26 protein-coding genes are annotated in these 22,402 nt (G+C 50.3%); 2 read left to right on the forward strand and 24 right to left on the reverse strand.

Annotated features, from left to right (window positions below; all coding sequences use genetic code 11):
- Nucleotides 1–84: 84 nt before the first annotated feature.
- The 12 genes from panD to HPT30_RS23140 all read right to left on the reverse strand — a co-directional run bounded on the left by panD (nt 85) and on the right by HPT30_RS23140 (nt 9,813).
- Entirely contained in the window at nt 85–468 is a 384-nt protein-coding gene (gene panD / locus HPT30_RS23085) for an aspartate 1-decarboxylase (RefSeq protein WP_066363155.1), read from the reverse strand.
- Nucleotides 461–1,351 carry a pantoate--beta-alanine ligase gene (gene panC / locus HPT30_RS23090; protein ID WP_175373664.1) on the reverse strand — a complete coding sequence of 297 codons (891 nt, stop codon included), beginning with the start codon at nt 1,349–1,351 and terminating at the stop codon, nt 461–463. Before panC ends, panD begins: the two co-directional genes overlap by 8 nt.
- Before the next feature lies 1 nt (nt 1,352).
- The gene (gene panB, locus HPT30_RS23095; protein WP_066363166.1) at nt 1,353–2,219 is read right to left on the reverse strand and encodes a 3-methyl-2-oxobutanoate hydroxymethyltransferase; all 867 of its coding nucleotides are present in this window, start codon (nt 2,217–2,219) and stop codon (nt 1,353–1,355) included.
- A gap of 312 nt (nt 2,220–2,531) precedes the next feature.
- A complete protein-coding gene (locus HPT30_RS23100; RefSeq protein ID WP_175373665.1) occupies nt 2,532–3,332 on the reverse strand; it encodes a biotin--[acetyl-CoA-carboxylase] ligase in 801 nt (266 codons plus the stop codon).
- Nucleotides 3,319–4,701 (reverse strand): CCA tRNA nucleotidyltransferase, encoded by a 1,383-nt coding sequence (locus HPT30_RS23105; RefSeq protein WP_175373666.1) that lies wholly within the window; start codon nt 4,699–4,701, stop codon nt 3,319–3,321. Before HPT30_RS23105 ends, HPT30_RS23100 begins: the two co-directional genes overlap by 14 nt.
- Nucleotides 4,701–5,873, reverse strand: coding sequence for an N-acetyl-alpha-D-glucosaminyl L-malate synthase BshA (gene bshA, locus HPT30_RS23110; RefSeq protein ID WP_175373667.1), 1,173 nt, complete (start codon nt 5,871–5,873; stop codon nt 4,701–4,703). The genes HPT30_RS23105 and bshA overlap by 1 nt, the downstream gene beginning before the upstream one ends.
- 56 nt (nt 5,874–5,929) lie before the next feature.
- Nucleotides 5,930–6,874: an alpha/beta hydrolase gene (locus tag HPT30_RS23115; protein ID WP_217622497.1), complete on the reverse strand. Its 945-nt coding sequence runs from the start codon at nt 6,872–6,874 to the stop codon at nt 5,930–5,932.
- A gap of 29 nt (nt 6,875–6,903) precedes the next feature.
- On the reverse strand, nt 6,904–7,623 hold the full coding sequence (gene bshB1 / locus HPT30_RS23120) for a bacillithiol biosynthesis deacetylase BshB1 (protein ID WP_175373669.1): 720 nt from the start codon (nt 7,621–7,623) through the stop codon (nt 6,904–6,906).
- Nucleotides 7,620–8,042, reverse strand: a complete 423-nt coding sequence (gene mgsA / locus HPT30_RS23125) for a methylglyoxal synthase (protein WP_066363183.1) — start codon at nt 8,040–8,042, stop codon at nt 7,620–7,622. Before mgsA ends, bshB1 begins: the two co-directional genes overlap by 4 nt.
- A gap of 17 nt (nt 8,043–8,059) precedes the next feature.
- Nucleotides 8,060–8,866 (reverse strand): 4-hydroxy-tetrahydrodipicolinate reductase, encoded by an 807-nt coding sequence (gene dapB / locus HPT30_RS23130; RefSeq protein WP_175373670.1) that lies wholly within the window; start codon nt 8,864–8,866, stop codon nt 8,060–8,062.
- Between the two features lie 34 nt (nt 8,867–8,900).
- Nucleotides 8,901–9,422 (reverse strand): tetratricopeptide repeat protein, encoded by a 522-nt coding sequence (locus HPT30_RS23135; protein ID WP_175373671.1) that lies wholly within the window; start codon nt 9,420–9,422, stop codon nt 8,901–8,903.
- 61 nt (nt 9,423–9,483) lie between these two features.
- Entirely contained in the window at nt 9,484–9,813 is a 330-nt protein-coding gene (locus tag HPT30_RS23140) for a nucleotide pyrophosphohydrolase (RefSeq protein ID WP_066363194.1), read from the reverse strand.
- 178 nt (nt 9,814–9,991) lie between these two features.
- Between HPT30_RS23140 and HPT30_RS23145 the strand changes: the two genes are divergently transcribed.
- Nucleotides 9,992–10,861: a YitT family protein gene (locus tag HPT30_RS23145; RefSeq protein ID WP_175373672.1), complete on the forward strand. Its 870-nt coding sequence runs from the start codon at nt 9,992–9,994 to the stop codon at nt 10,859–10,861.
- A gap of 933 nt (nt 10,862–11,794) precedes the next feature.
- Here the strand turns inward: HPT30_RS23145 and HPT30_RS23150 are convergent.
- The 11 genes from HPT30_RS23150 to HPT30_RS23200 form a co-directional block, all read right to left on the reverse strand.
- Nucleotides 11,795–12,694 (reverse strand): sporulation protein YpjB, encoded by a 900-nt coding sequence (locus HPT30_RS23150; RefSeq protein WP_175373673.1) that lies wholly within the window; start codon nt 12,692–12,694, stop codon nt 11,795–11,797.
- 88 nt (nt 12,695–12,782) lie between these two features.
- The gene (locus HPT30_RS23155) at nt 12,783–13,400 is read right to left on the reverse strand and encodes a DUF1405 domain-containing protein (protein ID WP_175373674.1); all 618 of its coding nucleotides are present in this window, start codon (nt 13,398–13,400) and stop codon (nt 12,783–12,785) included.
- A 185-nt stretch (nt 13,401–13,585) separates the two neighbouring features.
- On the reverse strand, nt 13,586–14,458 hold the full coding sequence (locus HPT30_RS23160; protein ID WP_175373675.1) for a menaquinol-cytochrome c reductase cytochrome b/c subunit: 873 nt from the start codon (nt 14,456–14,458) through the stop codon (nt 13,586–13,588).
- A gap of 67 nt (nt 14,459–14,525) precedes the next feature.
- Complete coding sequence (gene qcrB / locus HPT30_RS23165; RefSeq protein WP_175373676.1) at nt 14,526–15,197, reverse strand: menaquinol-cytochrome c reductase cytochrome b subunit; 672 nt, start codon at nt 15,195–15,197, stop codon at nt 14,526–14,528.
- Nucleotides 15,198–15,203: 6 nt separating this feature from the next.
- Nucleotides 15,204–15,758: a Rieske (2Fe-2S) protein gene (locus HPT30_RS23170; protein WP_175373677.1), complete on the reverse strand. Its 555-nt coding sequence runs from the start codon at nt 15,756–15,758 to the stop codon at nt 15,204–15,206.
- Between the two features lie 283 nt (nt 15,759–16,041).
- The gene (locus HPT30_RS23175) at nt 16,042–16,461 is read right to left on the reverse strand and encodes a DUF2487 family protein (protein ID WP_175373678.1); all 420 of its coding nucleotides are present in this window, start codon (nt 16,459–16,461) and stop codon (nt 16,042–16,044) included.
- A gap of 241 nt (nt 16,462–16,702) precedes the next feature.
- On the reverse strand, nt 16,703–16,882 hold the full coding sequence (locus HPT30_RS23180; protein ID WP_066363216.1) for an IDEAL domain-containing protein: 180 nt from the start codon (nt 16,880–16,882) through the stop codon (nt 16,703–16,705).
- A gap of 247 nt (nt 16,883–17,129) precedes the next feature.
- Nucleotides 17,130–18,218 carry a hypothetical protein gene (locus HPT30_RS23185; RefSeq protein ID WP_175373679.1) on the reverse strand — a complete coding sequence of 363 codons (1,089 nt, stop codon included), beginning with the start codon at nt 18,216–18,218 and terminating at the stop codon, nt 17,130–17,132.
- A 90-nt stretch (nt 18,219–18,308) separates the two neighbouring features.
- On the reverse strand, nt 18,309–18,896 hold the full coding sequence (locus HPT30_RS23190; protein ID WP_175373680.1) for a histidine phosphatase family protein: 588 nt from the start codon (nt 18,894–18,896) through the stop codon (nt 18,309–18,311).
- Between the two features lie 141 nt (nt 18,897–19,037).
- Nucleotides 19,038–19,631 (reverse strand): anti-sigma factor family protein, encoded by a 594-nt coding sequence (locus HPT30_RS23195; protein WP_175373681.1) that lies wholly within the window; start codon nt 19,629–19,631, stop codon nt 19,038–19,040.
- Nucleotides 19,632–19,636: 5 nt separating this feature from the next.
- Nucleotides 19,637–20,227, reverse strand: a complete 591-nt coding sequence (locus tag HPT30_RS23200; protein WP_066363226.1) for an RNA polymerase sigma factor — start codon at nt 20,225–20,227, stop codon at nt 19,637–19,639.
- A 602-nt stretch (nt 20,228–20,829) separates the two neighbouring features.
- Between HPT30_RS23200 and HPT30_RS23205 the strand changes: the two genes are divergently transcribed.
- The gene (locus HPT30_RS23205) at nt 20,830–21,015 is read left to right on the forward strand and encodes a hypothetical protein (protein ID WP_175373682.1); all 186 of its coding nucleotides are present in this window, start codon (nt 20,830–20,832) and stop codon (nt 21,013–21,015) included.
- Between the two features lie 260 nt (nt 21,016–21,275).
- On the opposite strand, the gene HPT30_RS23210 is transcribed toward HPT30_RS23205, so the two are convergent.
- Complete coding sequence (locus HPT30_RS23210) at nt 21,276–22,370, reverse strand: prephenate dehydrogenase (RefSeq protein WP_175373683.1); 1,095 nt, start codon at nt 22,368–22,370, stop codon at nt 21,276–21,278.
- Between the last annotated feature and the right edge of the window lie 32 nt (nt 22,371–22,402).

The following is a 22,402-nucleotide window of genomic DNA, read 5'->3' on the forward strand; positions in this document are numbered from 1 at the left end:
GTTCAGTTCAGCTTGCCTGACTTCATTTTTCGCAAGGTAAGGGCCTTTCATGCCTGCCATTGATTACATGCCCGTCAGAAACGGTCAGACGATGGTCGCGTGGATCTCATGATCGGCGAGTTTGACCGGCTTGTTCAGCTCATCTACAAAAACTACAGTCGGCTTGTGGCTCTGGAGCTCCTCTTGTGAAAGCATCGCATAAGAAATAATAATCACTGTATCGCCAGGCTGCACCAGCCGGGCTGCCGCACCATTGAGACAAATCACACCGCTGCCGCGCGGACCGGGAATGACATAAGTCTCCAGACGGGACCCGTTGTTGTTGTCCACGATCTGCACCTTTTCATTCTCCAGCAAGTCTGCGGCTTCCATCAAATCTTCATCAATGGTAATACTGCCCACATAATTCAAATTAGCTTCCGTCACTGTTGCCCGGTGGATTTTGGATTTCATCATATGTCTAAACAATTGCAGCTACCTCCTTAGGAGTAAACACAATATTGTCGATCAGGCGGGTTTTACCGAATTTGACGGCCAGTGCCATAATGATCTCACCATCTGCCTGTGCCAAAATGGAATCGTCAGCTAGTGGCTCAAGGTCTGGAAAAGTCAAAATTTCCGCGTAGTCTATCACCGCAAGTGGTGAAGAAGAAATGATCGAGGCCAGTAATTGTCTGATTTCCTCGGCCGTCTTGGCTGATCCTTCTTCAACAGCTTCGCGAGCCGCCCGCAGGGAACGTGACAGTACAAGTGCTTGAAGCCGTTCTTCCTCCGACAGATACACATTGCGGGAACTGAGCGCCAAACCATCAGCTTCACGAACGATAGGACAGGCCACAATCTGCACATTCATATTCAGGTCAGACACCATTTGGCGAAGAACTGCTACTTGCTGGGCATCCTTCAGACCGAAAAAGGCATAATCAGGCTGCACCATATTAAATAGCTTGGAGACCACGGTAGTGACACCGTCAAAGTGTCCCGGGCGCGAAGCCCCACACAGCACGTTGGTCAGTGAAGAGACGGACACTCCTGTACGAATAGGACGCGGATACATCTCTTCCACAGACGGGATAAATACGATATCTGCACCTTCACGCTCCGCAAGCTCCAGATCCCGGGCTTCGTCACGGGGATATGAAGCGAAATCCTCATTTGGCCCAAATTGCAGCGGGTTGACAAATATACTCATAACCACTGTACCGGACATTTCCGTAGCCCGGCGCAGCAAGCTGGCATGTCCGTCATGCAAGTAACCCATGGTCGGCACAAAGCCAATCGGCGTATGACCGCCGCCACGCATATATTCCAGCGCTTCGCGCAATTGTTCTACTGTTCTGACCACTCTCATCTTATTTCGCTCCTTTTGACGCGGTGCCATACAAGGACTCTAGAACCGTCTCATCCGCTTTGAAAATATGGCTCTCATCAGGGAAGGCGCGCTGCTTGACTTCCTGCACATATTGAGTGATCCCTTCGCGGATTTGTGTACCGATATCGGCATAGGTTTTAACAAAACGTTTCTCACGGTAAGGGGAGGCATAACGCAGTACATCATGATATACCAAAACCTGCCCGTCAGTATAACGGCCGGCTCCAATACCGATAGTTGGAATGCTAATGGCCCGTGAAATGGCCTCCGCCACTTCCTCTGTCACCAGCTCCAGCACTACGGCAAAAGCGCCTGCAGCCTCCAGTGCCTTGGCCTCATCCATCAACCGCTGCGCGTCCGCCGGGTCCTTACCCTGAATCCGGTAACCGCCAATGGTATTCACGGACTGCGGAGTCAAGCCGATATGTCCAAGTACGGGTACACCAGCAGACACAATTTGCTTAACGGTCTCACAGATCTCGACACCGCCCTCCACTTTAACCGCATGGGCACGTCCCTCCTGCATCAGTCTGCGCACCCCGCGGAGACTTTCGTCAATACTACCGTGGTAGGTCATAAAAGGCATATCCGCCACAATAAACGTATTATGTGCTCCGCGGACTACGGAACGTGTGTGGTATACCATATCATCCAATGTGACCGGAAGGGTCGTATCATAGCCCAACACCACATTGCCCAGCGAATCGCCAACAAGGATGATGTCGATGCCGGCCTCTTCGGCCAGACGGGCCGAAGGGTAATCATATGCAGTAATCATAGTTAGCGGAATACCGTCCGCCTTCATTTTTTTCATTTTCACAATGTTCAATGCCTGTTTGTCTGCCATTGCTCCTCATTCCCCTTTTCCTGAGTAGATAGCGCATAAACGCGCAAATAAAAAACCCTTTAGCATAAGTCCGCTAAAAAGGTCCGAAGGGCAAAAAAGAGTCACTCGCGATCGTCCCTTCTGTCTCGGTCCTTACGGCTCAGAGCAGAATCCAACGTAACCGTTCATTACAGTTATGAAGGTGAATCCAAGAAACACATGATCTATTCCGGAGTGCAGTTCGCTTAAGTTCCGATACCGCCTCTGTCCATAGTATAACAAATGATTGCCGCAAATACACGAAAAAAATGTGACAAGTCATGGTACAAAGTCTCAAATAAGCTCGATTTCACCAGAGGATACGCTGTGAATTTGTCCCGATCGGTCCATCAGCAATAAGCCGCCATTATCATCCAGACCTGTCGCAAGACCCTCCATTCGCCCTTGTGGAGTATTTCGGGCCACTTGACGGCCCAGCGTCACCGACATGGCTTCCCATAGACGAGCAACCGGGGAAAAACCGTGCTCCAAATAAAAGGCATACAGACTATCCAGCTCGGTCAGTACGGCTCCGGCCAGAACCGAACGGTCAACAGAAGCCCCTCCCCGTTCAATCAGCAGCGAGGTACCCACTCCGTTCAGAAAATCCGGGTAATCCTCTTCCGCAAGATTAACGGAAATGCCAATACCGGCAATGCAATAGGCCAGCTCATTCTCATAACAGGATGACTCCAGCAGAATCCCGCATATTTTACGGTCTCCGGCGAGTAGATCATTCGGCCATTTGATTCCGACATCCACTCCAGACACGCGCCGAATAGCCCGGCAGACCGCTACGCCCGCCATCAGCGTGAGCTGCGGGGTAGACAACAGCGGAAGACTCGGCCGAAGCACCACACTCATCCAGATGCCCTTACCGAACGGAGAATGCCATTTTCTTCCTTGCCGGCCTCTGCCCCCCGTCTGTTCCTCTGCAATGACGGTAGTGCCTTCGGGAGCACCGTTCTCGGCGAGCCGCTTGGCTTCCTCCTGGGTTGACCCTACAGTCGTCAGCATATGTACATGTCCGCCCCAACGGGAAGCCGAAGCTTCCTGTTGTAATCCGGACAACGATAACAATTCAATGTTGCTCATGTCCTACCATCCTTTTTGCTTCCAGTAACAATTCTTCTGGTTGATTACGCAGGTCACCGGTTGCTGCCCCCTGAAGAAGGTCTTGCAGCAGCCTCCCTACCCATGGCCCCGGCCGTTGTTCCAAGGCCGCGGCCAGATCGTTGCCGGTCACCGCGAGACCGGCAAGTGCCTGCACCGGCATCTGCGCCATCCACTGGCGCGCGATGGCCGGGAAGCCCTGGCCTTCCCCAGTACGGGGAAGGCCAGCGGCTGTGGCAGCATCCGCAGGCGCTGCCACAAGGAGGGCGGCGTGCGCTGCACCGCCGCCCGGTGCGCTCCCCGCTGCTGCAGGGAGCGCCTCCAGCAGCGCCAGCCAGCCTTCGGCGGCGGCGCTGCCATGGGCCAGCACGGCGGCGATCCATTGCCGCCGCAGGGCCTCCACAGCGCCCGGGTCCCCCGCGGGCGCTGCTTCAAGGGCTGCGGTCCAGGCTTCGCGGACCCGCAGCACACGGGCGACGGCGGTACGCGTCGTCCCGGGGAACGTCCATGCCCGCAGCAGCGTATCGGCCTCCATGGCCGACACGCCTAGGGCATGCAGGAGCAGCGCCCACCGCAGATGGGCGCCCTCAAGTTCCCCGATCCCGGCCGTCAGGGCGGCGGCTGCCGCCAGATCGGCATCGGTCCAGGGGAACGGGGCCTTGCCGCGCGGCAATAGTCCGCTGCGCGCCAGCATGCCAAGGCCGCGCAGGGGATGCGGCCCCTCCACGATACGCTCCAGCTCTGCGCGGAGCCGCTCCACAGCAATATGCGCCAGCTTATCCCGCTGGCGCAGCAGCCCGCGCCACGTGTTCTTGGCGACGGAGAAATCCAGCACGGACGCGAAACGCACGCAGCGCAGCATCCGCAGCGCATCTTCTGCAAAGCGCTCCTCCGCATCCCCTACACATCTCACGGTCCGGCGGCTCACATCCTCCGCACCGCCAAAAGGATCCGTCAGCACACCATCTGCTCCACAGCAGATGGCATTCATCGTAAAGTCGCGGCGTCTTAAGTCTTCCTTTACATCCCGGACAAAAACCACCTGTTCCGGACGGCGATGATCGGCATAGCCGCTTTCTGTCCGGTAGGTCGTCACCTCATAGGCATGACCGTCCTCAAGAACAGTTACGGTTCCATGCTGAAGTCCAGTAGGGACTGTCCGCGGAAAAAGCGCCACCACTTCCTGCGGGAGCGCCGAAGTGGTGATATCCATATCATGGACCGGACGGCCCATCAGCTCATCGCGGACACAGCCCCCGACCCAAAATGCCTCATGGCCGTTCTCCATCAGCTTGTCTATCACATTCTCTGCAGCTTCCGCCATGCCGGCAGGCGCCATCTTCCATTCCATTAGAAGCTCCTAACTCCCGAACCATAACCCAGTTCCGGCACCTTGCGGTCAAGTACCCGGTAATAAATGGATTCATATTGATCCGTGATCGTATTATTGCAGAAATCCTCACAGGCCCGATGCAGACAGGCTGCTCTGAATTCCTCAATCATGACCTCATTGGACAACAGCTTAACGGCATATTCTGCCATCGTCTTCGTGTCGCCGATCGGGGCCAAAAAGCCTGTTTTGCCATGCTGAATCAATTCCGGTATGCCCCCAGCCTGAGAACCAATGGTCGGAACACCGCAGGCCATCGCCTCCAGCGCGACAAGACCAAAGCTCTCCTTCTCAGAAGGAAGAAGCAACAAATCAGCCAAAGAGATCACTTGAGCAATTTCATCCTGCTTCCCGAGGAAACGAACCTTGTCTTCAAGACCCATCTCACTGATTTTAGCCTGAATCTTCGGAAGATCCGGCCCTTCGCCGACCAGCAGGAGCTTGGAAGGAATCTTCTGGCTGACCCGGGCGAATACATCCACTACATCTCCGACACGTTTGACTGGACGGAAGTTAGAGATGTGCATGAGGATTTTCTCATCAGGTTTGGCAAAATCGCCGCGCAAATCCGTTACATCCCGCGGATAGTAGACACGCTTGTCTACAAAATTGTAAGTAAGATCAATATCGCGTGTGATGTCAAGGACCTTACGCGTTTCTTTTATCAAGTCCTGCGACACGGCGGTGACCGCATCACTTTCGTTAATGCCGAGCCGGATCAAATCCTTCAGCGACTCATCCTGACCCAGAACCGTAATATCCGTACCATGCAGAGTCGTTACAACCTTCATATCATTGTTCAGCATCTGCTTGGCGAGAAACGCACAAACCGCATGCGGAACCGCGTAATGGACATGCAGAATATCCAGATTTTGCATTTTAGCAACCTGTGCCATCTTATTAGCTAGTGCCAGATCATAAGGCGGGTAACGGAACACATAATAATCGTTGACCTCAACCTCATGGTAAAATATATTTTTCTGAAACGTTCCGAGCCGGAACGGGATACTGTGGGTAATAAAGTGGACCTCATGGCCTTTTTCAGCCAGCAGCTTGCCCAGTTCAGTTGCCACTACGCCCGAGCCGCCCAGAGACGGATAACAAGTAATGCCTATCTTTAACAACCGGTCCATCTTTCCGTCCCCTTCTTGTCTAATGTTTGGTAACTTCTTATATAAAGTTGAGTTGTTTACTCATTTTCTAATGCTTGCAAGAAAGCAAGCACCGCATCTTTCATTTGCTGCATGCCTGGAGATTCGAGCGGGAAATGCCCGGCCCCCTCCAAAATCACACATTTTTTACTAACCCTAAGTTTATTATAAAAGGGTTCGCTAAGTGAAATCGGCGTCATTCGATCCTCCTGTGGATGAACCAATAGGACCGGACAGACCTCAAAATGCTCAGGTCTAACGGACAGCTTCATATCCAGAAAGGTTCGTAACAGGCGTAATGGAACCTTAGTGCCTGCCGCCCCTGAATCATTCATAATTAGTTGGTTTAACTCGCTATTATTAGAAATGAAATGCATGCGTGAAACATGGTTCACAGATATTTTCAAGGAATCCAATACCATTGGAAATGAGTCCAACATCAATTTGCCGAATCGGCTGATCAACTTGTTAGGAGCCAGCTGATCACGAACCTCACTCCGGCTGGTGTCAACAAATGTCGTTGCTATCAGGCCTTTTACTTTTTTATTGTGTGCAGCCGCATGATATGACAGCATACCGCCAATGCTGCTGCCGAGCAGAACAATAGGTCGTTCATCCCGCTCCAGCTCCCGGTCAATCAAATCCGAGATCAGCTGGATCCAGAGCTGGTAGTCAATAGAATGAAGAGAATGCGCACGGCTTAGTCCGTAAGGAGGCAGGTCGGGTGACACCACTTCGTATCCGCTGTTCTGCAGCATTTTGGCATAGGGCGCAAGCATCCTGCCATTACCGCCTGCTCCATGAACTGAAATGATCTTCAGTTTGGAGCTTGTCACCGGCATACGATCTATATGAATACTTCCCTTGTCCCATTCCCACCATTCCTCGGACGGAAGATCCCCAGCTTTAAGCCGAATTTCTTCAGGAAAGAACTTCTGGTATTGCCGCCAATATAAATCACTTTCATTATAAGATGGCGGCAAATCCCTTTGAAGTGCCCTGTCGCGCCTCGTCACGATGACTGCTGCGAACCATTCCCGGCAGTGAACATTTCCACAGCATAAGGAACTTTTGCCGCAAACCCTTCCGCATAAGGAATGAGTCTGCGCTGTCCAAGCAGCATGTCTCTCGACCGGACACGCTCGATATAACCTTCCGTCAGAGGAGTGGACACTGCGTCCTCTCCTTCTGGCTTGGTGAACTGGGAGCGGTAGCAGGATAGCGCCTGCTCCTTCACTCCGTATTGTTCTGTTACATCGACGATCAAATCCGTCCGGCCCAGATCATTGATGAAGTAAAAATACAGCTGCGGCGCGGCAACCGCTGGCTTGTCCGGCATATATTTACGCAGCTTGGCGTTAAAAACCGCTTCCTCAACAAGCTTGGAACAGGCAATATGATCAGGATGGCGGTCTTCCCAGTACGGCGCGAATACAATATCAGGCGCGTACTTGCGAATCTCAGCGGTAACCGCAGCCACGTGTTCTTCAGCAATATGAAGACCTCTGTCAGGCAGCCCCAGATTACTCCGGACGGTGACGCCAAGCACGTCAGCCGCACGCTGCGCTTCGGTCTTGCGAAGCTCAACTGTACCGTTGGAGGACATCTCAGCGGCCGTCAAATCACACAGACCTACCTTCAGGCCTGCAGCTGTATGCTTGGCAATCGTTCCCCCCATACCGATTTCAGCATCGTCTGCATGAGCGCCGAATATGAGAATATCCAGCTTCATTCGTCTACCCCCGGTTTATATTTATGTACCAGCTCACGCCAGGCAAAATCCCCCCGGTCAATCGCCTTGACTAGAATTTCCGCAGTTGCGATATTCGTAGCCACTGGTATGCCGTATACGTCACACAGACGGAGTAGCGCCGTAATATCCGGCTCATGCGGCTGCGCCATCAGCGGGTCGCGCAAGAAAATAATGAGATCCAGTTCATCCTGAGCCACCATGGACCCGATTTGCTGATCTCCTCCGAGAGGTCCACTCATGTAGCGGTGAATGACTAGCTCTGTGACATCCATAATCCGCTGTCCGGTAGTTCCCGTTGAAAATAATTCATGCCCTTTAAAAACATGCTCATACGCCGTCACAAAGTTAACCATCTCATCCTTTTTGCGGTCATGCGCAATAAATGCGATTCTCATCATGGTGTACTCTCTCCCGTCTAATCTATAAAATGCTCAAATCCGTAGATCATTCCTGTATATTCCATTACCTTCTGGATCCCGATCTTGACTCCTGGCATATAACCCGCACGTTCATAGGAATCATGACGGATCTTCAGGGATTGCCCGAAATCGCCGAATATCACTTCTTCCTGGGCGAAAATGCCCGGCAGACGAACGCTGTGAATACGGAAGCCGTTATAGTAGCCGCCGCGAGAGCCTTCAATTGTCTCTTCTTCCAGCGGATTACCCTGACGAAGCTCCTGTCTTACTTCAGAGATCATCTCTGCAGTCTTGATGGCAGTACCGGATGGTGCATCCAGCTTCTGGTCTCCATGGTACTCGATAATCTCCAGGTTAGGGAAGTACTTGGAGGCCTGCGCAGCAAATTTCATGAGCAAAATAGCTCCAATAGAGAAGTTTGGCGCGATCAAACCACCGATACCCTGATCCTTACACTGCTTGTCCAGCTCGGCGATTTGTTCCGGAGTAAAACCGGTTGTACCAATCACAGGACGAACCCCATATTTAACAGCCAGCGCGGTATGCGGATAGGCTGCTTTCGGGTTCGTAAAGTCTACAAGCACATCCGCGTTGCTACTGGCAAGCGCAGTCTCCAAGTCACTCACCACTACGATGCCAGCTTCCTCCAAGCCAGCCAGGCGGCCTGCATCGCTTTCAGCTGAGGACCGGTCTACCGCAGCAGCCAGTTCCAGTTCTTCATCCTGAAGAACCAGCTTCAATACCTCCTTACCCATTCTTCCGCCTGCACCTGCTACAATTACTCTGATTTTCTTACCGCTCATATCAAATTCATCCTCGCTTTCGCTGGTTCTGTAGTTATTGCATATAAGTCTGCAATGATTTCTGTAGGTCCTTCATCAATTGCCGTAGTCCGGCATCATCCGGATGCAAGGAAATAACTTCTTTCAAGGCGGAGATCGCCTGTACATGCTCATTCATCCGGCTATGCGCAATGGCCAGCCATACATAAGCGTCACCATATAAAGGATCCAGCGTGACCGCTTCTTTTAATAATGTAATGGGGTGATACGGGTTGAGAGTACCTGCCTCTTCATCTTCCAGCAATCGTTTGGCTTCGTTGACAAGCCTCATTGCCTGCAAATGCTGCAGGTGGAGATTATATTCCGGCTTGCTGCCGTCCAGCTTCACTGCGACAAGGGCGTGCTCGACCGCTTTATCCAATTTGCCACTACGCGCATAAGTAATGGAACAACGGTATCGAACCTCCGCATCGCAAGGGCTGGCGTTAATCGCCTTCTCGAAGCAGGATACGGCCTCCGCAAAATCACTGCGCAAAATGGCACGGTAAGCATCTTTGATATAATCAGTATTACTCATATATGCACCATCCTCACGGCTTCAAGTGCCGGTCGTTTGGTACAGCATATGATACATTTGCCTAATCGGTGTTTTTCTTGGTCCAACGGTCGGCATCACGCGTATTGAACTTGTGCATGACCTTGTCATGAGCCTCTGTGAGATCAATGCCAAGTGAATTGGCAAAACAAATGGTGATAAACAAGATGTCCCCGAGCTCTAGCTCGATAGAATTGTCCGCTTCATCCGCCTTCTTCGGCTTTTCGCCGAATTGATGGTTCACCTCGCGGGCCAGTTCGCCGACTTCCTCGGACATTCGGGCCAACATCGCCAGCGGGCTGAAGTAACCTTCCTTAAACTGCGAGATATATGCATCTACTTCACGCTGAATTTCATTCAGACTTTTTTCCATAAAATGTTCCTTCGCCCCCTGTTGCATCTTGCCTATTGTTTGCCCCTATGTTATCGTAAAGACGTTTTGAAGACAAATCTTTTTTAAGGAATTTTAAGTATCAGATAAAAAAGGCATACTTATTAAAGACAAGTAAAAGTCCAGAAAAATGCCCTATAGAGGCCTAACGAGGGATTATATGAATTCATCCAAATTGTTTGCGATTACAAAAACAGTAGCGCCAATCATGCTGGGAAGCGCCATCTATGCCTTCGGACTACTGTATTTTATCATTCCGAACCAACTGATGGAGGGCGGTGTTACAGGGATCACCATCCTGCTAAACTACGCGCTTCACATTCCGATCTTTCTGACTACACTACTGATTAATCTGCCGCTCTTTTTAATGGGCTGGAAGGTGCTCGGCGGGCGCCAGATCGTCTATACCGGAGTCGGTATTGGTTCTCTGACTGTTTTCCTATGGTTGTTCGAAAAAATGATAGATCTGGGCTGGATCAACCCGTTTAGCACAGAGCATGATTTTATTCTCGCTTCATTATATGCAGGGGTGACCCTCGGCCTTGGCCTGGGTATCGTATTCCGCTTCGGAGGGACCACCGGCGGCGTCGATATCGTTGCACGGATCATCGGACGCAAATTCGGCTGGAGCATGGGACAGGTTATCCTTACCAGTGATGTCGTCATTATTGGTGCTTCACTGTTGTACATTTCGCGGGAAAAGATTTTGTATACCCTCGTGGCCGTATTCATTTCCTCCCGGGTCATTGATTTCATACAAGAAGGCGCCTATGCCGCCAAAGCCTTCACCATCATCAGCGACGAGGCCCCAAAGATCGCCGATCTCATTAGCGAGGAGCTGGAGCGTGGCGTAACCTTGATTCCCGCCATCGGCGCCTATTCCAAACAAGCCAAATACATGGTGTACTGCGTGGTATCCCGCCAAGAGATCCGCAGGCTCAGTCAATTGGTCAAGTCCGTTGATCCGCGCGCCTTTGTCATTATCAACGATGTCCATGATGTGCAGGGTGAAGGGTTCCGTGAGACTTAACTAATTGCAGCCACCTGATAAAACAAACAAAAAGTCGCGGTTCGGTTGCGAAAAGCAACCAGACCAGCGGCTTTTTAGTAATCCAGCCATTCCGCGGTGCTGAAAGCATCGGCTATCGTAAATAAGTGCAATATTGTACCTTAACTTTCTCTCCATCGTATCATTCCAGTGATTAGGTGCATTTCTGTACCTTAATTACCTCGAGATTGCCTGTTACAGGCGTTATCGCAATATTTAACATACATTTTTGCCACTAAATTCCTCTAAAACTATATTTCCAACAAATTAAGGTACAAAATTGCACTTAGTTCACAAATTGCCCCCACAGCTCAGTCCACACAGGATTGCACTCAGTTGTCCCGCTGCCACCACTGCTCAATCCAAGCAGGATTGCGCCTAGTTCTTCCACTCCCCCACAGCTCAGTCTAGTCAAGATTGCACTTAGTTTCTTCAGCAGCTCCACTGCCCGCGTACAAGCAGGATCACACTTAGTTTCCTATCCACTCCACAGCCCGTCCAGAAATGACTCACCTTAGAATAGAAACCTTTCCAAACCCCTCCTCACTCTAGTAATCAACACAAAAAGAGACCGGCGTGCCTCGCCGATCCCCTTCATTCCCCTGGTTCAATTCCACCACTGAACCTTGTCGAAGGACTACCCGCCCCCTTAGGGGCACAGTGTATCAATTTCCAATCTTCAGGTTGTCCCTCTCTAAATCGACTTCCAGCTCTCAGGGAATGCCCTTTTACCGACTTCCATCCCTTACATTGTCGCTCTATATAGGCTCCTATCCCTTACGTTGTCGCTCTATACAGACTCCCATCTCTTACGTTGTCGCTCTACATGAGCCCCAATACTCACATTGTCACTCTTTATCGGCGACCGATCCTCAGGACCACCACTCTATATCGGTTTTCAGTCCTCAAGCCACCCTAAACCGGCTTCCATTCCTCATTCTGGCCGCGGTATTTGCGGTAAGCGACATAGACAAGGGCGGCAATAATAAATCCGGCTGCCAGCAGTCCCCAGGCCCCGTATTCCTTCGGCGCCAGCGGGAGCGACAGGGCAGGCTCATCCTTTTCCTTGCCAAACATCACCCGGACCGCCTCCTGGCCGTATGAGATGATCTCCATAAGCCGGGCACGTTCCGGCTTTTGGCTCTGGGATGGCACACCGGCTGCGTAAGACAGCCAGGAATCTAAGGCATTCACGACCTCAGGCTGACGCGAGATCAGCACCGCCGGACGGATATTGTCATACCTGCCCTGCAGCCGCTCCAGCGCCGTTTTCCAAGCCGTCAAATCACTAGCAGACGCACTCTGCTCCATCGCGTTTAAATCCTCACGCAGCAGCTTGTAGTAATGAAGCCACATCGGCTGGCGGGGATGATTCAGGCTGTTAGCCGCCAGCCGCAGTTTCGCGGCAGCAGACTCCCAGCGTTCAGGGGAGATTTTCACCCCGGCAATGGCAGACTTCAGGTCTATAATTACAGCCGACAGTGCATTGATGCCTTCCACCGAGGTTAGCCCTTCAAAGGAAGAGGACACAAAAATTCGCGAGATTTCCTCGGTCAGCTGCCGGACCTTGGCAACATTACCATCCACCACATAGCCGTACAGCGCTTCAGCTGCCTGTTCCAGCTGCTGTGCATCGCTCCTTGCTCCAAGCACAGCCGAACCGTCATCAGGCATTCCTGGAACGTTCTGCACTGTACCGCTACCCGAATGATCCGCTCCGGTACCAAAGGCTGCGGCTCCCGTCGCTCCATACAGCCCGGTCACCAGCCAGCAGAGTATCAGGCCAATCAACAAACTATACCTTCTGCGCGGCATGAGACATCCCTCCTACCCTAAATGTATGGCAGCAGGACAAGGGATAGAACAGATGCAATGAAGGAAATGACGCCTCGTTAGAGCTCCCTCAGAGTCGGTTTTTCCTACCATGAAACACCCAAGCGGCAGCTGTACTAAAGATCGTGAGCGCGAAGGTAAAATACATCACTTGCTGCACATGATCTGTAAGCACCGCTGGCAACCAAGGGAAAACGCCATAGGAATAATCTACCGTATCGTTGAACAGTGTGTAGATCAGGGCCAGAGGCAGCATTTTTCGATACGAGAAGAATCTCGCATATAACAAAGCCTCCACAGCCATCCCTGTATGAGAAATGACTAACATCCAATCCTGCCAGGTCAGGGCATTCCCAAGATATCCCCCGGCAAAAATAACGCTGACCGCCCAGATCCCGTATTTCACAGAAGTGACCACCGCAAGCGCTTCAATAATGCCGCGAACAATATTCCCGTTTAGGCTTTTCGGCGGAAACAACAGCAGCAGGAGTGCTACGGTAAAGAAGAGGCTAGCCGTTGGGCTGTCAGGCACCATTGGGAGCAGCCAAAGCGGATAGTGGTCCGCTGTGTATGCGAGCTGGTTGCCGTACCACATATACCCATAAATCGTACCGAGTAGGTTCACAATGAATAAGAGCCAAAGAATTCCCCGGTGTTTAAACAGTTTCTCAACCCAATGTTGCGACATTCTGACTATTAACCTCCCGACGACACTTTATGCAAGACCAAGCAGAAACGGCTTTTCCATCCTCTAATGGACGGTACCCGTTTCAGCGAGAAATATAAGGCTGATTTATAACTTGAAACATATAAACCCTTATATTCATGCAAAAACCTGACCGCATGCACGATCAGGTTTGCGTTAACTCTATTTTACTGTTGACTTTTTTGTTTCGCAAGCCATCCGGCCAGATCCTCAATATCCTTATCTGATAGGCCTGCACCCGTTGCAGCGTCCAGCATAGATGGCATCTGCCCCTGGCCCTCTTTAATGATTTTAAGAATCGCTTCCTTGTCGTGAGTGTCTCCCACCCCACGGAGAGAAGGACCTGCTGCGCCTTTCAAATCGGTAGCATGACAGGAGATACAGGTCGCCTGCTTGAAAAGCGCCATGGCCGGGTCATCCTTGTCCACAATTGCAATCTCCTTAGCCTTGACTGCACTGGACGTAGGCAAGCCCTTGGCCCGGTTCTCCGCTGCTTTTTCCTCACGCTGAACATCTTCCGGGATTTGACCCGTTTCCGCCATCTCATGCTTGTATTCCGTCCAGGCGGTGTTAGTCAGGTAGACTATGGCCGCCAGGGACAGGAACATCAACGAAGAGGCGATCGGACGACGATAGAAGCGGCGCTCTCGGCCTGTATCCAGGAATGGAGCTAAAAGCAGTGAGCCGAACGCTACGCCCGTAACACCCAGGGTACCGAGGACGATGTAATCCCCCGAAGCATAAGGCAATTTCAAGTATTGATAGAGAAAAAGGAAGTACCAGTCAGGGATGGGAATGACTGTCGCGCTTGCATTTGCAGGAAAGCCCAGCGGCGCTGGCTCGGAAATGGTTAGCACTAGAATACCGACTAGAACTACTACGCCGACCATCCACTCTTTTAATAGAAAGTTAGGGATAAAAGCTTCCGATTTACCGGGATAAGCTGTATAGTCAGGCGGCGTAATGAATCCGCTCCCCCTGCGTACACGGGAATCGCCGACATACACGACCTTTTCTTTGGAGTTATCTCCGTGTGCCATCTGTACTCCTCCTTATAAGTGTTGCCCCGCATCACCAGCACCGTTAAGCCACGATCCAGTACTTGTCTTATAGCGGACCGGAGATACCCTGTCTGCGGATCATGATAAAGTGTCCTACAAGCAGAATAAGCAATACCGCCGGAAGGAAGAATACATGCAGTGCAAAGAAGCGGGTCAGCGTTTCCGCGCCGACGATCGTACCTCCCTGCATCAATTCCTTAAGCACAGGTCCCATCACTGGAACCGAGTTGGCAATCTCCAGCGTAACCTTGGTGGCGAAATACGCTTTGTTGTCCCAAGGCAGCAAATAACCAGTCAAACCCAGACCTAACATGACGAAGAAGATCAGCATGCCCACGATCCAGTTCATTTCGCGCGGGGCTTTGTAAGAGCCGGTAAAGAATACACGCATCGTATGAAGGAACATCATAACGATAACGAGACTTGCGCCCCAGTGGTGCATCCCGCGTACAATTTTTCCGAATGCAACCTTTGTCTGTAAGTATTCCACACTGGCATAAGCATTAATGATATCGGGTACGTAGTACATGGTGAGGAACATCCCAGAGAGAATTTGAATCACCGTGATGAAGAACGTAAGTCCGCCAAAACAGTATACGAACGCCGAGAAATGATGCGCCGGATTGACGTGTTCGGGAACTTCATGGTCAGCCACATCTCTCCAGATCGGCGTAATATCCAAACGTTCATCAATCCAGTTATAGACATTTTTAAACATCGGAATCTACGCCTCCTTGTTAGCTACGGTATTCGGTATAATGTCTCCGAGATACACCCAGCCGTTATCAATTTTCGTCTTGTATTGATCCAAAGGTTTCGGTGCCACCGCCAGATTCTTGCCCAGCTTGGTATAACGAGCACCGTGACAAGGGCAATGATATTCATCCGGGTGCGTCTTGTTATTGTTCCAGCCAATCGTACATCCCAGATGTTTACAAATTGGTGAAAGCGCATAAATTTCTCCGCTCTCATCTTTACGGATCCAGGCCGTCAGCGTAGCTGTACTGGCATACCATCCGTCTTGCTGCTGAAGCTCAAATGTAAATTCCTGTGGTTCATCGGTAATTTTTCCGGTTTCCACAACTTTGATGAACTCCCCTGCGCCTTTCTTATGTAGTATCGGGTCCGCAGCAAAGCGGATCATGGGGAGAATCGCACCCACTCCCATAAAAGCAGTGGCACCGCCGAGCGTGTACGTTAAAAATTGCCTGCGTGACATCTCTTTACGGCTGGGTGGTTGGTCGGGCCAGGTCTCCTGTTGCTCATTATAGCTGCTCATATTGCAATATAACCCCCTCTTTCAATATATAAGAAAATGTATATCGCCGTAAGATTAAGAGGCTGGACCGAATATGGGTGCCCATTTGGAAATAAAAGCGCTTCAGTTATTTTGTTTCTTTATTGCTAAATCCGATTTCAATGAATAAGATCACATGTCACATAAGTTCAACCTAATCATAGCCCAGGCTCCAAAACCCGTCAAGAATATTGTCTATTTTGTGACAAGCCGAAAAGGGCATAAATTCATAAATTGTTGATTTTTCGTCACATTTAACCCTCTTTTATTTCTGCCACATTTCCTGAATTCTGTCCCCCACGATGGTATTTAGACGTCCCCCTTGAGGCACTTCAATATTAGGCAGGGCCAGCACTAAATCGCTTTCAATAATCTCATGCCCAGACAGGTTCACATCCACAGTCAGCACTACTGCATACTGGAAGCCACTGGATTTGACTTTATGACAAAGCTCATTAATTAATCCCTTATATCCGGCCCCCATGTACTGCAAAGCGGGATAGGTCACAATTCGGCCACGAAATGGAATCTCAACTATGTCCATAAAATCACGCAGTCTTTCAAGCGCGGCAGCTGTCTCAACAGGGCTCTCTGTACCCTGCAAACCCGTGAAAGGAATCAGACAAGTATCATAGAATTTTCCATTCTCTTTCCAGGCTGCGGGATCAAAATCACTAAATTTCATCTCGTTCCTCTCCTTTGTTGATAATATAGAGCCAAGTCAGAAATATACAGGTCCTATTATAGTGAACGCGCGAGATGATCGTCTACCTTTGAATCCGTAAAAGTCACGTCAACATAAATATCAGGACATCCGGCCTATTTAAGCACCTTATGTCCTGATATCCCAAAACAGCCCCACTACGTGAGGCTGATGCCTTGATTTTTCTCAGGTACTTTGCGGGTCCTGAAAATGTATAAGATCCTTAAGCCAGGTTTTTCAGCTCTGCGGTCAGATTCCGGAAAGCAGTCTCGTCCCCCGCAGCCAGCGCCGTGTCGATCTCCCGGTACAAGATGTCGGTACGCCGCTTTCGCAGCGCTTCGTCCCACACCATTTCTGCTGCAAGTCCAAGCATCACTTCATAGGTAGCCTTCATTTTGTCCATTCGATACACCTCCGCTGTTTAAGAGATTCCGTGTTTTCGGGCCTTCTTTTGATTTCGGTTACATTGAAGCCGGCTCCTACTAAATCATATTCACCAATTCCAGCTCCGTTCAACATTATGGCTTCCACATCGTTGAATGTGTCTGTGCCTACCTCCGGCTATGCTCCTTCTGCAAAGAGAAGGATTCAGGAAGCTGCGGTATGTAGGTTCGTCTACCATTCAGATCTTTTAATGACCTTCTGTTCTTCTACTGCAAAAGCTTCTTTGGCGCCGCAGCCTGGGTTCCCCATGATGTCATCATGACGGCAGGCCCTTCCGAGCTCTCACCGAGCCTCAGCATTCCCAGATGTACCATCATCCGCAAAACCCGCCCTTCCATAATGGAAGTCGCATCATCATAATAAAACGGCTTGACTAGCCAGCCTACTCCCCTAACCAGTGATGAAACACTGACCCACCGGTCTGCACTTGTACTGATCCAGTACACCAGTGAGGGTAGATTGGGTATGGCACCTTTATACAGTCTTAACCAAAAGGAGAATAACTGCAACAGGTCTTCACATTTTCCGGCTTCCAGCATTGCCACTCCTGCCGCAGTCAATCTTAGTCGGAAGCCTGCCTCTGAGATCCAGTGACGATGACGGGCGTAATCATATAGCAGAGCCAATCTGGGCGGATAATGTTCGCCGGCCCTTCCATATCCGAACCTCCACCCCCCCTTGCTAAGCAGCGGCTCCGGGATATGAAGAGCATTCATCAGCCCCTGCTGGTAACGCTTGTAAAGCGCTCCTTCTTGATTTAGCTCCGGCTCGTTCTCCCCAATATAACGCAGGAACAGCAACAGGTCACTCTCCAGCAGTTCACCTTCGCTCCGGTATCCTTCAGGCTCAGGACTCCCGTCAACCCTCTCTAGAATGTGCCGGCCCAGAGCTTCCCGAAAACGCGCCTTCAAGTCGCCCGGCATCTGGTATAAATACCGTGTCTGTTGTGAAGCGCCGTTAAAGAGCCAGCCGCCGTTCTTGAAGCGTGATACCAGTTCCCGATAGTTCCCCTGCTTATCTGGAGAAGCATCAAAGGATGCCTGCCTCGCTGCCGCCAGCAGATCCTCAAGACTGAAGTGGCTGCGTCCATCGAAGAGCAGTGTGTTCAAGAAACGTAATTCTTCCGGACTGCTCCCCTCGATATAAGACTCCAGAAAATCCCGGCTTCCCAGCGTAACCAAGATGCTTTGGATCAAATCATGCTTGGAATTCTGCTTGCATTGGCACTGGTAGCGTCCCGCAATGGCGGTTAGCTGACCAATATCTGCGTAAGTGAGCATATCCGCCAGATTCATGTTTTATCGCCTCACCGTTTTACTACCATTATGGGATTTAATGCCCTTTTTATTCCTTTTCACGCAAAAAAAATAACCCGAATGGTCGGGTTAACGCTGGTTCTGCAGGATATGACGTGAACAATTGTATAACAGCGGATTCCATTCCTGACCTTTTTTCTCGAGAATAGTCAGTGACAGGTTACCGATCCGCTCCACATATTTATCCTTATATAAAGCAATGTACAGTTGGGCCAAGAACCCCCCGTGCGAGATGACCAGGATATTCTTGTCCGGATATCGGGCGGACATGTCCTCCATGAAGTCAAGTGCTCGTGCCTGCAGCTGCGCATCCTTCTCCTGTCCGAGCTCAAGCGTGTTCCATTCCTTGCCCCATCTCTCTTCACGCTCCGCCGAGGTCAGTCCTTCCACTTGGCCGTAGGCCCGTTCCCGGATTCGTCCATCTGCTTCGAGCAGTGGAATGCCCAGCTTCTCGGCTACAATACTTCCGGTCTCTGCCGCTCGGGACAGACTGCTAGTAATGCAATAATCCCAGCGATAAGGCTCCTGCAATAGTCTTTCTCCTAACATGACTGCCTGCATTTTCCCCTCGTCGTTCAGCGGAATATCACTCTGCCCCTGTATCCTACCAGCCGCATTCCAATCTGTCAGCCCGTGCCGCACCAAGCCCAGCAGCATCCGAATCACCCTTCCTCATAGTATTGCTTCTTAATGTACCACGGATACAAGCAAAAGTCTTCTTTTTAAGAGAGCAGTTTGAATTATCAAATATGTTGTAAAAAAACAAAGAGATCCTCTTTACAGGTGTAAAGGGATCTCTCATTGTCTACGATAACGGTTCAAGCGGGTCAACGAGAATACCGACAGCCCTACACCAAGCATGGACAGCATCATCCAATATTGCGGGTGTGTAGGTCCCATACTCACTACAAAAGGCTCAATGATCCCGCCTTCCGAGGTCATTCCAGGATAAGTTGACTGCCAATCCATAGAAACGCCAGCAATGCCGGTCTCCACAATGCCACTCTGCGCTGACATAGTATTACTAGGTGTCTTGAACAACGTAAAGTAAAGGAAGCTACAAATGAACACCGCCAAAAAACAGGCAATCCAAAGGCTGATCCGATGGCGGAAAATCATGGAATTCCCTGCTGATTTGCCGTCACCCGGCATAAGCCAAGGACTTTCCAGGTAAATCCGCTCCATAACCTTTGCATTTACTGCTTCAGCGCGTTCGTCGCTAATTTCCTCTTGCAACTCAAAAACCAACTGACTACTCTCCTGCCACAACGCCCATTCGGCCGCGCAGTAAGGACAACTCTCGATATGCTTCTCAAGTAATTTGCGCTGGGGGGCGTTGCGGGGAGCGTCCCATAAAGCGGGGATACTTTCTTGCGCTTCCCTGCAGTCCATTGACCTTACATCCTCTCAACCTGCTCCTCATCATAGGCAGGCTCATAGAAATAGGATTCGAGTTGGAGCTTCACACTGCTCCTGGCACGGAACAATAATGATTTCACGGAGCTGACACTCTGATCGAGAATCACGGCAATTTCCTGATAATCCATCTGGTCGTATTCACGCAGAATCAGCGCCGACCGCTGCTTCTCAGGAAGATTGTTAATGGCTTCACGAACCAGGTTCATCCGTTCTTTGCGAAGTGCAGCCTGCTCCGGGGCTACCTCCAGTGGTGCTACAGGTGTATATCCACTCTCTTCGAGGGATACGTTACCGGCACGGTTCTTACGAAGTTCACTAAGCACCGTATTACGAGCGATCGTATATAGCCAGGTCGAAAAAGATGCATCTACTTCTCGAAAGGAATGTAGACTACGGAACGCCTTGTAAAAGGTCTCCGAGCAGAGATCCTCTGCGATGAGCTCCATATGGGAATTCTTCAGCATATGGTACACAAACGCCAAAATCTTGCGCTGGTAACGCCGCATCAATTCCGAATATAATTCTGTATTTCCTTGCTTGATTTGCTGGATCAACTGGGAATCCGTCATGGTGAGTTTCGGCCTCCTCGCCTTCCACGTCTTTCCCGTCCCGAGCATTACATATTATTACCGGGCAGGGCTTGAAAAGTTGCGGTAGTACTGAAAAAAATGAATTGCCTGACGAACAACACTTCTATGTATATTCACATACCCAAATATTAAGGCATGTATCTATTGCAGCACAGTAAAAAAAATCCCGGCTACCGGACATTGACGACATCACGAAACTAGCAATCTCTAAAAATACTTTCCTATTGTACCACACATCTACACAGGATTACATTAATAGACTTGGCCTCGGGAGAAACGTGTCATACTCTCCTCCCAGAATGCAAATAACAAAGATAAAAGATTAGTTTATTCAGAAAAAGATAAAACACTGGTCCGAAACTTATGGCGATGGACAACAATAATATCCAGCAGTGCGTAAATTATTCAAATAAAGTATTGACAGAATGTAAACGGATACAATATACTGTAACTACAGTATGGTTTCTCTCCACTCCTATCCAAAACTGCACGGTTCCAAATTTTTTTGTGAACTGTAACCGCTTATAATGTAAGCGGTCTTTTTTTTGTCTATTTTTAGTAAGGATTGGAATTAATGCGGTTTGGGTTTGGGTTTGGGTTTGGGTTTGGGTTTGGGTTTGGGTTTGGGTTTGGCTTTGGGTTGTGATCCAGTAACGGGATTTTCTCCTGTTATTTTGGATAATATTTGCTTTTCGCCTCAATTAACAGGAATTTCTCCAGTTATTCATCCCCTGTTTGGCAAAAAAGCCAATACCGCAGCTTATTAGCTGGAGTTTTTCCCGTTAATACTTTCAAAAGTGCCCAGAAGACTAAATTAGCTGGAACTTTTCCTGTTATTTATCTGCACAATATGGCATATGGCTGTATTGCAAGCTGCATTGGAGAATTTCAGAGCTTAGAGCTACACACATCAGAGTCGGCGCACTTCTGTCCTCACACCTGAGTTCGTACACCTAAGTTCGTACAACCAAAGTCAACACACTCGTCTCTGAACGCACAAAAAAACCGGGGCATTACGCCCCGGCTTTCACACATATACCGTATAGTCTCTTTGCTGCAGCAAGATCTTGGCTCGCTCCATGTCCGTCTCCTGACGGAAGGACAGGCGCATGATCCCGGGAACGTCTTCCCGGCTCTCAATAATCTGCACGTTGCTAAGGTTGATGCCCTGATCGCCCAGTTCGGTCGCAATCCGTCCGATAATACCCGGATGGTCCGGCACATCAATATGAAGGTCGAACAACGGCGTGATAATGCCCTTACGCCGCTCCGGAAGCTGACTGCGGAAACTGTTCGCTTCGTGAAAAGCCTGTTCAATCCCCGTTCCATCTCCGGCCTCCAGCAAGCCGATAAAAGCATCGACCTCCTGGTTCCAGTCCTTCAATAGGCGCAGCATTACAGAACGGTTATTGAGCAGAATATCACGCCAAATCACAGGATCACTGGAGGCAATCCGTGTAATATCACGGAAGCCACCCGCAGCTAATGTGCTATATAGCGAATCCTTATTGTCGTAAGCATGAATCTGGTTCACCAACGCCACAGCTATGATGTGCGGCAGGTGGCTAATGGCACCAACGATCTCGTCATGGTGCTCGGGGTCCAGCCTTACAATCTGTGCTTTCGTATGTAGAAGCAGAGATGACAATGAACGATAAGCCTCCTCCGGTACATCAGGTGGAGGTGTGAGTACATAATAGGCGTTCTCGAACAAGAGTGAAGAGGCTGCTTCCACCCCGGAACGCTCGGAGCCTGCCATCGGATGCCCACCGATAAAATGCACATCCGGCAAATCGAGCGTGAGCGCACATGCGGCGATGCTGGCTTTGGTGCTGCCGACATCTGTAATGATGCAGCCTGGTTTTAGCGGGAGCTTACTGAGCTGAATAAGATATTCCTCCAGCAGTCCTACCGGTACACATAAAAAAATAAAATCGGCATCAAGTGCCGCTTCCTCTACAGAAAGCGTGGCACTGTCGACCACGCCTCTGCTGATGTATTTCTGAGCGAGTTCAGGACGGTGGGCATGGCCTACAACGGTCAGGCCCTCCTTGCCTTTAAAGCAAAGGGCCAGAGAGCCTCCGATCAGACCGACACCGAATATTGCTATTTTTGTCGTCATGTTCTTTGAACTACCTGCCTTCTGTGATTTCA

It is taken from the genome of Paenibacillus agri (genome assembly GCF_013359945.1).
Classification (GTDB): domain Bacteria; phylum Bacillota; class Bacilli; order Paenibacillales; family Paenibacillaceae; genus Paenibacillus_AQ; species Paenibacillus_AQ agri.

Bases quoted from the DNA above. Each gene is read 5' to 3' on its own strand.
- bshB1 (WP_175373669.1), bottom strand. From the start codon at position 7,623: ATGAAGCTGGATATTCTCATATTCGGCGCTCATGCAGACGATGCTGAA.
- dapB (WP_175373670.1), bottom strand. From the start codon at position 8,866: ATGAGCGGTAAGAAAATCAGAGTAATTGTAGCAGGTGCAGGCGGAAGA.
- HPT30_RS23195 (WP_175373681.1), bottom strand. From the start codon at position 19,631: ATGGACTGCAGGGAAGCGCAAGAAAGTATCCCCGCTTTATGGGACGCT.
- HPT30_RS23200 (WP_066363226.1), bottom strand. From the start codon at position 20,227: ATGACGGATTCCCAGTTGATCCAGCAAATCAAGCAAGGAAATACAGAA.
- HPT30_RS23105 (WP_175373666.1), bottom strand. From the start codon at position 4,701: ATGGAATGGAAGATGGCGCCTGCCGGCATGGCGGAAGCTGCAGAGAAT.
- HPT30_RS23210 (WP_175373683.1), bottom strand. From the start codon at position 22,370: ATGACGACAAAAATAGCAATATTCGGTGTCGGTCTGATCGGAGGCTCT.
- panC (WP_175373664.1), bottom strand. From the start codon at position 1,351: ATGAGAGTGGTCAGAACAGTAGAACAATTGCGCGAAGCGCTGGAATAT.
- HPT30_RS23150 (WP_175373673.1), bottom strand. From the start codon at position 12,694: ATGCCGCGCAGAAGGTATAGTTTGTTGATTGGCCTGATACTCTGCTGG.
- HPT30_RS23160 (WP_175373675.1), bottom strand. From the start codon at position 14,458: ATGGCACACGGAGATAACTCCAAAGAAAAGGTCGTGTATGTCGGCGAT.
- panB (WP_066363166.1), bottom strand. From the start codon at position 2,219: ATGGCAGACAAACAGGCATTGAACATTGTGAAAATGAAAAAAATGAAG.
- HPT30_RS23190 (WP_175373680.1), bottom strand. From the start codon at position 18,896: ATGCTGCTGGGCTTGGTGCGGCACGGGCTGACAGATTGGAATGCGGCT.
- bshA (WP_175373667.1), bottom strand. From the start codon at position 5,873: ATGGACCGGTTGTTAAAGATAGGCATTACTTGTTATCCGTCTCTGGGC.
- HPT30_RS23175 (WP_175373678.1), bottom strand. From the start codon at position 16,461: ATGAAATTTAGTGATTTTGATCCCGCAGCCTGGAAAGAGAATGGAAAA.
- HPT30_RS23100 (WP_175373665.1), bottom strand. From the start codon at position 3,332: ATGAGCAACATTGAATTGTTATCGTTGTCCGGATTACAACAGGAAGCT.
- HPT30_RS23155 (WP_175373674.1), bottom strand. From the start codon at position 13,400: ATGTCGCAACATTGGGTTGAGAAACTGTTTAAACACCGGGGAATTCTT.
- HPT30_RS23170 (WP_175373677.1), bottom strand. From the start codon at position 15,758: ATGAGCAGCTATAATGAGCAACAGGAGACCTGGCCCGACCAACCACCC.
- HPT30_RS23145 (WP_175373672.1), top strand. From the start codon at position 9,992: ATGAATTCATCCAAATTGTTTGCGATTACAAAAACAGTAGCGCCAATC.
- HPT30_RS23180 (WP_066363216.1), bottom strand. From the start codon at position 16,882: ATGGACAAAATGAAGGCTACCTATGAAGTGATGCTTGGACTTGCAGCA.
- mgsA (WP_066363183.1), bottom strand. From the start codon at position 8,042: ATGATGAGAATCGCATTTATTGCGCATGACCGCAAAAAGGATGAGATG.
- HPT30_RS23185 (WP_175373679.1), bottom strand. From the start codon at position 18,218: ATGAATCTGGCGGATATGCTCACTTACGCAGATATTGGTCAGCTAACC.
- HPT30_RS23140 (WP_066363194.1), bottom strand. From the start codon at position 9,813: ATGGAAAAAAGTCTGAATGAAATTCAGCGTGAAGTAGATGCATATATC.
- qcrB (WP_175373676.1), bottom strand. From the start codon at position 15,197: ATGTTTAAAAATGTCTATAACTGGATTGATGAACGTTTGGATATTACG.
- HPT30_RS23135 (WP_175373671.1), bottom strand. From the start codon at position 9,422: ATGAGTAATACTGATTATATCAAAGATGCTTACCGTGCCATTTTGCGC.